Raw genomic sequence first — 10,540 nt, forward strand, 5'->3', positions numbered from 1 at the left:
GTCGGGTGGTGCGGTGTGGTTCGGGGTGGTGCGGTGGTGCCGATGGTCTGAAGCGGTCCTGTGCCGTACGGGGGTCGTACGGACGCCCTGGGGAGGTCTCTCGGACGTCGTACGGGCGCGGGGCGCGCGGGCGCGGCTCCGCGTACGGCCGGGGTGGTGCGGGGTGGAGCTCAGCGCCGCCGGGCGGAGCCGGTCCGGAACCGGGGCCGGGCGGCGGGCTCCGGGGGTGTCGCGGGAGGTTCCGCGGTCACGGCCGCCGAGAGGCGGATGAGGCGGGACTCGCAGTGGTCGAGCCAGCGGGTCTCGGCCTCGGTCTGGAAGATCAGCTGCTCCAGGACGAGCAGCCAGGCGACGTCGTCACGGGCCTGTGCCCCGTTCTTCTCGACGGCGGTGATCGCCTGTGCCTTGAGGCGGGTGTAGTCCTGCATGGCCTGCACGGTGTGCCGGCGCTGGGACTGGATGACGTCGCGGATGTCGACCCCGGGCATCCCGACCGCCATGGCGAGCTTGATGGACAGCTCGTCACGGGCCGGGCTGGTCCGGTCCACGGGCTTCTCGAACCAGGTGCGCAGTTCGGCGTGGCCCGCCTCGGTGATGGCGTAGAGCGCGTGACCGCCCTCGTCCTCGCCGTCCTGCACGACCATGCCGTCCCGCTCCAGGCGGTTGAGGGTCGTGTACACCTGGCCCACGTTGAGCGGCCAGGTGGAGCCCGTGCGGGACTCGAACTCCGTACGGAGCTGCGAGCCGTAGCGGGGGCCGTGTTCGAGGAGGGCGAGCAGCCCGTGGCGGATCGACATACTCAGTATGTATACCGAGTATGTCGTCCTTGCCAAGTCGGCTCAGGGCGGATCCGGCGGGTCCGACTCAAGGGGGACCCGCGGCGGGAACGACGAGGCGGGGCGGGCTCAGCGGCGCCGCATCCGCAGCCCGAGGAAGCCGATGCCGAGCCCGACCAGGGCCAGCCCGATGCCCAGCGTGAGTACGGGAATCCGGCGTTCCGACAGGTCGGGGGCGGCCTCGGTGCGGCGGTGCGGAGTGGCGGCCGGCGGCTCCGCGCGCGAGGGTTCGGCGGCCGGGGCGTCCGTCTCAGGTGCCGCTCCGGTGTCCTCGGCGGGCCCCGAATCGGCCTCTTCGGGGGCCTTCCGGGGCGCCTCCGGCTCCGGTTCTGTTGCCGTTTCGGTACGAGCGGGGGCCGGGGAAGGGACCGGGACGGGCGACTCGGGGGCGCCCCGGCCGGGGCGCGGGCGGCCCTCGCCCGCGGAGTTGCCGGCCAGGGCGGGAGTCGGGCTGGGGGCGGGAGCGTCGGAGGGGCCGTCCGCGGTACGGTCCGCCTCCTCCGTATGTTCTGTCTCCTCCGCACGGTCCCCGCGGCCCGGCATATGCGCGAATGAGGTGCCCGGCGTGACCTCCCGCCGGTCCCTCGACTCAACCGACCCACTCGACTCACCCGACTCGTCGGCCGGTTGGGCAAATGCCGCGACTGTCGTGACCACCGGCACCACGAACTGCGTCGCGCCCGTCACCAGGCAGCAGGCGAGGACGGGCGCGAACGTGCGCGCGCGGGGGCGTGGTGGTCCTGGAGCCACGGAGGAGCCCCTCCCGTCCGGAGTCGCCGAGTCGGTGGACTCAGCGTCACATGACGGGAGGAAGCGGGCACCCGGTGCGGGTCCGGCCGGGGCCCCGCCCCTGCGGAACCCCACCCGGAGTTCCGCGGGCCGTTACTGCGCCGGGTTGCCCGTGGACACCTCGAGCGTGAACTGGGCGTCGTCCTCGGCGATCTCCGTGCCCTGACGCGGGTACTGGGTGATGACCGTGCCCTGCCCGTAGGTGTTCTCGTCGAAGGACGTCTCCGCTTTGACCTTCCACCCGGCGGCCTGGAGGCAGTCCTTCACCGACTGGATGTTCTTGTAGGTGAGGTCCGGGACCACGAACTTGTCCGGGTCCGAGCTCGACTCGCTCGGCTCGGTGCACTTCTTGGTGCTGATGGTCTTGGTGAGGTCCGGTCCCCGGTGGCCGGGCGCGCTGCTCGCGCTCTGGCTCGGGTCGGCGGCCGGCGGGTCCGCCGGGTCCCGGTTGACGAGCGAGATGCCCGTGATCACACCGGCGACGACCAGCAGGCCGATCACCCCGAGCGCGAGCTTGTTCGTCCGGTTCCCGCCGCCCGCCGGACCGGCGTTCTGCTGCATCGGGTACGGCGCGGGCGCGGGAGCCGGCGGCGGTGCCTGGTAGACGGGCGCGGGGGCCGGGGTCCGGTACGCCGGGGCCGGCGCCGGGCCGGGCTGCGGGTAGCCGTACGGCGCGGGTCCGGGCGCCGGGGTCGGCACCCCGTACGGGCCGGGCTGCGGGGTGTGCGGCATCGGCGCCGGGTACGGCGTCTGCACCCCGTGCGCGGCCTGCGGCGCGGTCTGGCCGACCGGCGGGAAGACCGCCGAGCCGACGCCCGCGCCGCTGCTGACCGGGCCGCCCGCGACGATCACCGGCGCGCCGGTCTGCCCGGCGCCGAGCACCCGCAGGCACTCGTCGCGCATGGCGGAGGCGCTGGGGAAACGCTCGTTCGGGTTCTTCTTCAGGGCGCGGGACACCAGCGCGTCCATCGCCGGGCTCACCGAACGGTTGACCGTGGAGGGCGCGACCGGCTCCTCCTGGACGTGCGCGTAGGCGATGGCGAGCGGCGAGTCGGCGTCGAACGGCAGCCGGCCCGTCAGCAGCTGGAACAGCATGATGCCGACCGAGTAGAGGTCGGAGCGGGCGTCCACGGCGCGGCCCAGGGCCTGCTCGGGGGAGAGGTACTGGGGGGTGCCGACGACCATGCCGGTCTGGGTCATCGAGGTGACGCCGGACTGCATGGCGCGGGCGATGCCGAAGTCCATGACCTTGACGACGCCGCGCTTGGTCATCATCACGTTGCCCGGCTTGATGTCCCGGTGCACCAGGCCCATCTCGTGACTGGTGTCCAGCGCCGCGAGCACGTCGGCGGTGACCTTCAGCGCCTTGTCGGCGGGCATCGCCCCGAACTGCCGGACGTCCGCGGCGAGTACGGAGCCGAGCGGCTGCCCCTCCACGTACTCCATGACGATGTACGGCATGAGGGCGCCGTCGAGGGCGTCCTCGCCGGTGTCGAAGACCGAGACGATGTTGGTGTGCGACAGCTTCGCGACCGCCTGCGCCTCCCGGCGGAAACGTTCGCGGAAGGACTGCTCGCGGCCGAGTTCGGTGTGCAGGGTCTTGATCGCGACCTGGCGGTCGAGGGCGCTGTCGTACGCCAGATACACCGACGCCATGCCGCCTTCGCCGAGCAGGTCGCGCAGCTGATAACGGCCACCCGCGACCGAACCGCCCGCATAGCGGCCCTGTGCGCCGTCCTGGCTCATCTGTGCTTCCCCCTACGCGCGCGTGGCGGCGCTGATCCGGATTTTCCTGGCCAAGTCTGCCCGAGGCCGGTGTCACGTCAAGCTCGGCACCGGCTCCGTGCCGGGTCGGTGCCGGTTCGATACGGGTTCGGTGCCTGTTCCGTTCTCGTACCGTGACACTGCGTGCGGCGGCAACCGGCGAAGGGTGACGGTGCGGTTCGGGGCCGCACGGGCCCGGTGGCGAGCGGACGCCACCGGATTTGCACAGGCGTACGTTCCCCTAGTTGGATGGCCGGTCCATCGCGGACCGTGATGTCGTGCGGAGCCTGTAGCGTGACGACTGGACACGGCACGACAGACGACCGACGGCGAGGACTGATGGCATCCGAATCCGGATCAGGCGGCGGTGTGCCGGACGCGGCGGCCGAGTCCTGGGGCGTCGGCGGCGTCGTCGGCGACGGCCGTTACCGGCTGACCCACCGGCTGGGCCGTGGTGGCATGGCCGAGGTGTTCGCGGCTGAAGACGTCCGGCTCGGGCGCACGGTCGCCGTGAAGCTGCTGCGCGCCGACCTCGCCGAGGATCCCGTCTCCAAGGCCCGCTTCACGCGCGAGGCGCAGTCGGTCGCGGGTCTCAACCACCATGCGATCGTGGCCGTGTACGACTCGGGCGAGGACGTCGTCGGCGACCAGTCCGTCCCGTACATCGTCATGGAACTGGTCGAGGGCCGCACCATCCGCGACCTGCTGATCAGCGCCGAGGCGCCCGGTCCCGAGCAGGCCCTGATCATCGTCTCCGGTGTCCTGGAGGCGCTGGCCTACTCCCACCAGCACGGCATCGTGCACCGGGACATCAAGCCGGCCAACGTCATCATCACCAACTCCGGCGCCGTCAAGGTCATGGACTTCGGCATCGCCCGCGCCCTGCACGGCGCGCAGTCGACGATGACGCAGACCGGCATGGTCATGGGCACGCCGCAGTACCTCTCCCCGGAGCAGGCGCTCGGCAAGGCCGTCGACCACCGCTCCGACCTGTACGCGACGGGCTGTCTGCTCTACGAACTGCTCGCGCTGCGGCCCCCGTTCACCGGCGAGACGCCGCTGTCGGTGGTCTACCAGCACGTCCAGGACACCCCGATCCCGCCGTCCGAGGTGGCCCCCGGGTCGCCGCCGGAGCTGGACGGCCTCGCCATGCGCGCGCTCGCCAAGGACCCGGACGACCGGTTCCAGAGCGCCGAGGAGATGCGCGGCCTGGTCCAGTACGGCATCCAGATGCTCCAGGACATGGGCAGTCACACGGGGCAGTGGAGCACCGGCCCGGTCATGGCCCACGAGACCGCGCACACCCCGGTCGGCGGCGTCGCCGCGACGACGGCGATGGCGCACCCGCCGCACTACGAGACCGCGCAGGGTCCGATCCTGCCGCCGATGAACCGGGACGACGGTGCGGCCGGCGGGTACGTGCCGGCCGACGGCTACGGTCACCAGGGCGGACGCCCGGGAGGCGGGCGCGGCAAGCTGGCGCTGTTCGTGGCGCTCGCGCTGATCGCGATCATCGCGGGTGTCGCGTACGCGATGCAGCCCGACAAGCCGGCCGACGACGGCAACACCAAGCCGCCGGCCAGCAGCGAGAAGCCGAGTCCGGGCAAGGACGACCCGTCGACCGAGCCCTCGGACGAGCCGTCGACCGATTCGGGCACCACCGGTGACTCCTCGTCGAACGGCGGTCAGGGGTCCTGGCAGAAGCCGACCTACCGGCCGTCGCACCGCCCGACGACCGCGCCGCCGGCCACCCAGGAGCCGACCGCGCCGCCGACGACCTCGACGGACGGTGGCACGGGCGCGAGCGAGGGCACCAGCGAGGGGACCTCGGAGGGCACCGGCGACGGCGGCCCGACCGGCTCCTCGTCGGGCTCGTCCTCCGGTACGGGCACCTCGACGGGCACTTCGTCCGGTACGGGGACGTCCACGGGCACGTCGTCCGGTACGGGTACCTCGACGGGCACTACGTCCGGTACGGGTACCTCGACGGGCGCCTCGGCCGGAGCGGGCGGCGCGGGCGGCACCCCCTCGTAAGCAGCCGATCAGCTAGTCCGTGAACGCGTCGCGCACCGCCGGGTACGCGCGCGTCCACCACACCACCAGGGCCGACACCGCCGGAAACAGCGGGTCGGCCCTTCGGTCGTCCAGCTGGTAGCGCCAGCGCAGGGTCCAGAAGTCGTTCAGGCGCTCCCACCACACCCGGTCGACCGCCGTGGCCAGTTCGGCGCCGTCCGCGCCCGTCGCGCGCCGGTACGCCCTGGCATATGCCCGTACTTTGTCGAGCGCCAGCTCCCCCGTGGGCCGGACGAAGAAGATCGCGGCGGCCCGGACGGCCTCCTCGGCGCGCGGGCGGACGTCCAGCCGGTCCCAGTCGACGATCGCGGCGGGTTCGGCGCCCCGGTAGAGCAGGTTGAGGGGATGGAAGTCGCCGTGCACCCAGCCGGTCGCGGCGGGGGCCGGCGGGCGGCGGTGGGCGTGCGCGGCGAGCAGCACCCGCCGCTCGCGGAGCCGGTGTTCGGCCAGTTCGTCGAAGCTGTCGCGGGCGGGGCGGCTCCGGACGAGCCGGAGCAGGTCGTCGATCAGCAGGAACGTGTCCTCGGGCCGCGCGCTCTCGTGCCCGGCCCCGGTCTCCGGCGTGTGGCCGGAACCTGCCGTCCGCCGGGCCGGGACGGGGGCGCCCATGACCCGTTCCAGGCCGGTGTGGACACGTCCGAGGAGAGCGCCGAGGCGCCGTGACCCGGCGGTGCACAGCTGGGCGCCGTCGCGGTGCCGGCCGTCGATCCAGGGGTGCAGGGCATAGCAGTGGCCGCCGATGACGGCGACCGTACGGCCGGCGGCGTCGGGCAGCGGCGGCGCGACCGGCAGCCCGAGGGCGTGCAGCCGCTCGGTGGCCCGGTGCTGGCGGGCGATGGTGTCCCGGTCGGCGGTGGGGGCGTCGAGGTGCTGCTTGAGGAAGTAGTGGCCGCGGGTGGTGGCCAGCCGGTAGCCGCGGTTGAGCAGGCCCTGGGCGACGGGTTCGCAGGACAGCGGCTCGCCCGCGTCCGCGTAACGGCGCAGCAGGGCGCCGACGGGCGGGGCCGGGGCGGCGGCCACGGGGGTGGCCGGAGGTACAGATGAGCGCGGCACTCCGCAGATGTTAGATCACGCTACGTGGTGGAGCTGTCGCTCGGCGGGATCGGCGGTCGCGGAGGGGTCGGATCCGGCCGCCGTGTGCGGGTAGTCGATCGTGTGCAGGGTGACGAACTGCGGGTCGATGCGCAGGTAGACCGGGTCGTAGGGCTCGCCGTCCACGGTGTCCGGCGTCGTGCCGAAAGCCGCCAGTTGTTCGGCCGTCGGCTCGACGGTCCGCGCGGTGCCGGTGAACTGGACGGACCACAGCTCCTCGGGGCCGGCGCTGAGGTTGTCCGCCCCGTACGCGACGACGCTGCCGTTGCACGCCCGGTGGTAGCCGAGTCCCCGGTGCATGCGGATGAGGACACAGCCCTCGGTCACGATGTGGCGCGCGGGCGCGACGAACGGCATCGCCCGCATGCTCGTGGCCACTCTTCCGTAGGACACACGACGCAGCAGCTCGATGGCGCGGATCTCCTCGGCGGACATGGGGTCGGTGGACATGGGGTCCACTGTCCGTCACCAGCATCGTGTCGGGAAAGGGGCCCCTGCCCCGGATGGACGGGGACATAGGTCCCGAAAACCGGGCCCGATGCCCCCGAGCGCGCCCTTCCGGACGAACCCGGCCGGGACCCGGCCGGGACCCGGCGGTGGATCAGCGGCGGGTCAGCGGCGCTCGGCCTGCATGCGGGCGACGAAGGCGGCGGCCTGCGAGCGGCGCTCCATGCCCAGCTTCGACAGCAGGCTGGAGACGTAGTTCTTGATGGTCTTCTCCGCGAGGTGGAGCCGCTCGCCGATGGCCCGGTTGGTCAGGCCCTCGCCGATCAGGTCCAGGATCTTGCGCTCCTGCTCGGTCAGGTTGGCGAGCCGGTCGTCGCGCTTGGGACTGTTGCCGTCCCGCAGCCGCTCCAGGACGCGCGCGGTGGCCACCGGGTCGAGCAGCGACTTGCCGGCGGCGACGTCGCGGACCGCGTTCAGGAGCTCGTTGCCGCGGATGGCCTTGAGCACGTACCCCGAGGCACCTGCCATGATCGCGTCGAAGAGCGCCTCGTCGTCCGCGTACGAGGTGAGCATCAGGCAGTTGATCTCGTCGTCCTGGGAGCGCACCTCGCGGCACACCTCGACGCCGCTGCCGTCCGGCAGCCGGACGTCGAGAACCGCCACGTCGGGGCGGGTCGCGGGAATCCTCACCAGGGCGTCCGCGGCCGTGCCGGCCTCGCCGACGACCTCGATGTCGTCCTCCACGGAGAGCAGCTCGTGGACGCCGCGCCGGACGACTTCGTGGTCATCCAGCAGAAAAACCCTGATTTTTCCTTCTTCGCGCACGGAGTCAGTCTCACATATTCACTCTTCCCGTGCCCGGGGTGCCCGGGATAACGTGCCGGTTGTTCCGACGACGGCGTCGGGCCGTTGTCCAGTGCGCTGACCAGCGAAGAGTCCCGAATTTCTCGATTTACTTGGAAATCCAAGCAAAATCGCAGGTCAACGAGGGTTTCGCGGAATTGTTGCGTGATGGGTAACGTGCCTATGACGGCGTTCGCCGGGGCACCTGTCACGCCCGACCCCGGCCACCGTCGCACCCACCCCGTGCGAAGGGAACGGATGAGGCGGAGAGCCTCCCCCTACCTTTGATAGGGGGGACCCCAGGCCCTTACCGGCGAACCCGGGGGCCGGACCGACGGAGGAGCACGCACGTGACCGTGGAGAGCACTGCCGCGCGCAAGGCGACGCGCAGCAGCGGCACCAAGCGCACCGCAAGCGCCGGCGCTAGCGCAAGCGCGAGCACCACCAAGAAGACCGCCAGCGCGAGCGCCGCCAAGAAGACGACGCGCGCCAAGGGCCAGACCGCCAAGGCCCAGGCGGCGAAGCCGTCCCAGGCGTCCCCGCAGCCCCACGAGCCCGAGCTCGTCCAGCTGCTGACGCCCGAGGGCGAGCGCGTTCAGCACCCTGAGTACGACATCGACCTGAGCGCCGACGAGCTGCGCGGCCTGTACCGCGACATGGTCCTGACGCGTCGTTTCGACGCCGAGGCCACCGCGCTGCAGCGGCAGGGCGAGCTGGGCCTGTGGGCCTCGCTGCTCGGCCAGGAGGCCGCGCAGATCGGCTCCGGCCGCGCGCTGCGGGACGACGACTACGTCTTCCCCACCTACCGTGAGCACGGTGTCGCGTGGTGTCGCGGGGTCGACCCGACCAACCTCCTCGGCATGTTCCGCGGTGTGAACAACGGCGGCTGGGACCCGAACACCAACAATTTCCACCTGTACACGATCGTCCTCGGCTCGCAGACCCTGCACGCCACCGGCTACGCCATGGGCATCACCAAGGACGGCGCGGACTCGGCCGTGCTCGCGTACTTCGGCGACGGCGCCTCCAGCCAGGGAGACGTCAACGAGTCGTTCGTCTTCTCCGCGGTCTACAACGCCCCGGTCGTGTTCTTCTGCCAGAACAACCAGTGGGCCATTTCCGAGCCGACCGAGAAGCAGACCCGCGTCCCGCTGTACCAGCGCGCCCGCGGCTTCGGCTTCCCCGGCATCCGCGTGGACGGCAACGACGTCCTCGCCTGCCTGGCCGTGACCCGGGCGGCCCTGGAGCGCGCCCGCCGCGGCGAGGGCCCGACGCTCATCGAGGCGTTCACGTACCGCATGGCCGCTCACACCACCTCCGACGACCCGACCCGCTACCGCCGTGACGCGGAGCGCGAGGCGTGGGAGGCCAAGGACCCGATCCAGCGCCTCAAGGTGTACCTGGAGCGCGAGGGCCACGCCGACGCCGCCTTCTTCGAGGAGCTCGAAGCGGAGAGCGAGACGCTCGGCAAGCGCGTCCGCGAGGTCGTCCGCGCCATGCCCGTCCCGGAGCACATGGCGATGTTCGACAACGTGTACGCGGACGGGCACGCGCTGGTCGACGAGGAGCGGGCGCAGTACGCCGCCTACCAGGCGTCCTTCGAGGGCGGAGAGGCCGAGTAATCATGGCTGTTCAGAAGCTTCCCCTGGCCAAGGCGCTCAACGAGTCGCTGCGCAAGGCCCTGGAGACCGACCCCAAGGTCATCGTCATGGGGCTCGATGTCGGCAAGCTCGGCGGCGTCTTCCGGATCACCGACGGTCTGCAGAAGGACTTCGGCGAGGACCGGGTGATCGACACCCCGCTCGCGGAGTCCGGCATCGTCGGCACCGCGATCGGTCTCGCGCTGCGCGGCTACCGCCCGGTCGTGGAGATCCAGTTCGACGGTTTCGTCTTCCCCGCGTACGACCAGATCGTCACGCAGCTCGCGAAGATGCACGCCCGGTCGCTCGGCAAGGTCAAGATGCCGGTCGTCATCCGTATCCCGTACGGCGGCGGCATCGGCGCGGTCGAGCACCACTCGGAGTCCCCCGAGGCGCTGTTCGCGCACGTCGCGGGCCTCAAGGTGGTCACCCCGGCGAACTCTTCGGACGCCTACTGGATGCTCCAGCAGGCCATCCAGAGCGACGACCCGGTGATCTTCTTCGAGCCCAAGCGCCGTTACTGGGACAAGGGCGAACTCGACACCGAGGCCATCCCCGGCGAGCTGCACAAGGCCCGGGTCGCCCGCGAGGGCACGGACCTCACGCTCGTCGCGTACGGGCCGATGGTGAAGACCTGCCTGGAGGCGGCCGCGGCCGCCGCCGAGGAGGGCAAGTCGATCGAGGTCGTCGACCTGCGGTCGGTCTCGCCGCTGGACTTCGACACCATCCAGGCGTCGGTCGAGAAGACCGGCCGGCTGGTCGTCGTCCACGAGGCGCCGGTCTTCTTCGGTTCCGGCGCGGAGATCGCCGCCCGGATCACCGAGCGCTGCTTCTACCACCTGGAGGCTCCGGTCCTGCGGGTCGGCGGCTACCACGCGCCGTATCCGCCGGCGCGCCTGGAGGAGGAGTACCTGCCGGGCCTGGACCGCGTGCTCGACGCCGTCGACCGCTCGCTGGCGTACTGAGGAGAGCATCGTGACGATCCGTGAATTCAAGATGCCCGATGTGGGCGAGGGCCTGACCGAGGCCGAGATCCTCAGTTGGTACGTCAAGCCG

Annotated in this window: 8 protein-coding genes; 3 read left to right on the forward strand and 5 right to left on the reverse strand. The window is 71.8% G+C overall.

The window, feature by feature from the left end:
* Nucleotides 1-170 precede the first annotated feature (170 nt).
* Together ABZ693_RS15100 and ABZ693_RS15105 are read right to left on the reverse strand one after the other, a co-directional pair.
* Complete coding sequence (locus ABZ693_RS15100; RefSeq protein WP_359876539.1) at nt 171-797, reverse strand: PadR family transcriptional regulator; 627 nt, start codon at nt 795-797, stop codon at nt 171-173.
* 921 nt (nt 798-1,718) lie between these two features.
* Nucleotides 1,719-3,371: a protein kinase domain-containing protein gene (locus ABZ693_RS15105; RefSeq protein WP_359876541.1), complete on the reverse strand. Its 1,653-nt coding sequence runs from the start codon at nt 3,369-3,371 to the stop codon at nt 1,719-1,721.
* A 357-nt stretch (nt 3,372-3,728) separates the two neighbouring features.
* On the opposite strand from ABZ693_RS15105, the gene ABZ693_RS15110 reads away from it, so the two are divergent.
* The gene (locus ABZ693_RS15110) at nt 3,729-5,423 is read left to right on the forward strand and encodes a protein kinase domain-containing protein (RefSeq protein ID WP_359876543.1); all 1,695 of its coding nucleotides are present in this window, start codon (nt 3,729-3,731) and stop codon (nt 5,421-5,423) included.
* A gap of 12 nt (nt 5,424-5,435) precedes the next feature.
* Here ABZ693_RS15110 and ABZ693_RS15115 read toward each other — a convergent pair whose 3' ends face one another.
* The 3 genes from ABZ693_RS15115 to ABZ693_RS15125 all read right to left on the reverse strand — a co-directional run bounded on the left by ABZ693_RS15115 (nt 5,436) and on the right by ABZ693_RS15125 (nt 7,826).
* Entirely contained in the window at nt 5,436-6,515 is a 1,080-nt protein-coding gene (locus tag ABZ693_RS15115) for a phosphotransferase (protein ID WP_359876545.1), read from the reverse strand.
* Between the two features lie 15 nt (nt 6,516-6,530).
* Entirely contained in the window at nt 6,531-6,989 is a 459-nt protein-coding gene (locus tag ABZ693_RS15120; RefSeq protein WP_359876553.1) for a pyridoxamine 5'-phosphate oxidase family protein, read from the reverse strand.
* A 177-nt stretch (nt 6,990-7,166) separates the two neighbouring features.
* Nucleotides 7,167-7,826, reverse strand: a complete 660-nt coding sequence (locus ABZ693_RS15125) for a response regulator (protein WP_359876546.1) — start codon at nt 7,824-7,826, stop codon at nt 7,167-7,169.
* Nucleotides 7,827-8,194: 368 nt separating this feature from the next.
* Between ABZ693_RS15125 and pdhA the strand changes: the two genes are divergently transcribed.
* Together pdhA and ABZ693_RS15135 are read left to right on the forward strand one after the other, a co-directional pair.
* Nucleotides 8,195-9,466 carry a pyruvate dehydrogenase (acetyl-transferring) E1 component subunit alpha gene (pdhA, locus tag ABZ693_RS15130; RefSeq protein WP_359876547.1) on the forward strand — a complete coding sequence of 424 codons (1,272 nt, stop codon included), beginning with the start codon at nt 8,195-8,197 and terminating at the stop codon, nt 9,464-9,466.
* A 2-nt stretch (nt 9,467-9,468) separates the two neighbouring features.
* On the forward strand, nt 9,469-10,449 hold the full coding sequence (locus tag ABZ693_RS15135; RefSeq protein ID WP_359876548.1) for an alpha-ketoacid dehydrogenase subunit beta: 981 nt from the start codon (nt 9,469-9,471) through the stop codon (nt 10,447-10,449).
* The last annotated feature ends 91 nt before the right edge of the window (nt 10,450-10,540 follow it).

The organism is Streptomyces laurentii (genome assembly GCF_040635425.1).
GTDB lineage: Bacteria > Actinomycetota > Actinomycetes > Streptomycetales > Streptomycetaceae > Streptomyces > Streptomyces laurentii.

Coding starts and splice junctions, on each gene's coding strand:
- ABZ693_RS15100 (WP_359876539.1), bottom strand. CDS start 797: ATGTCGATCCGCCACGGGCTGCTCGCCCTCCTCGAACACGGCCCCCGC.
- ABZ693_RS15105 (WP_359876541.1), bottom strand. CDS start 3,371: ATGAGCCAGGACGGCGCACAGGGCCGCTATGCGGGCGGTTCGGTCGCG.
- ABZ693_RS15110 (WP_359876543.1), top strand. CDS start 3,729: ATGGCATCCGAATCCGGATCAGGCGGCGGTGTGCCGGACGCGGCGGCC.
- ABZ693_RS15120 (WP_359876553.1), bottom strand. CDS start 6,989: ATGTCCGCCGAGGAGATCCGCGCCATCGAGCTGCTGCGTCGTGTGTCC.
- ABZ693_RS15135 (WP_359876548.1), top strand. CDS start 9,469: ATGGCTGTTCAGAAGCTTCCCCTGGCCAAGGCGCTCAACGAGTCGCTG.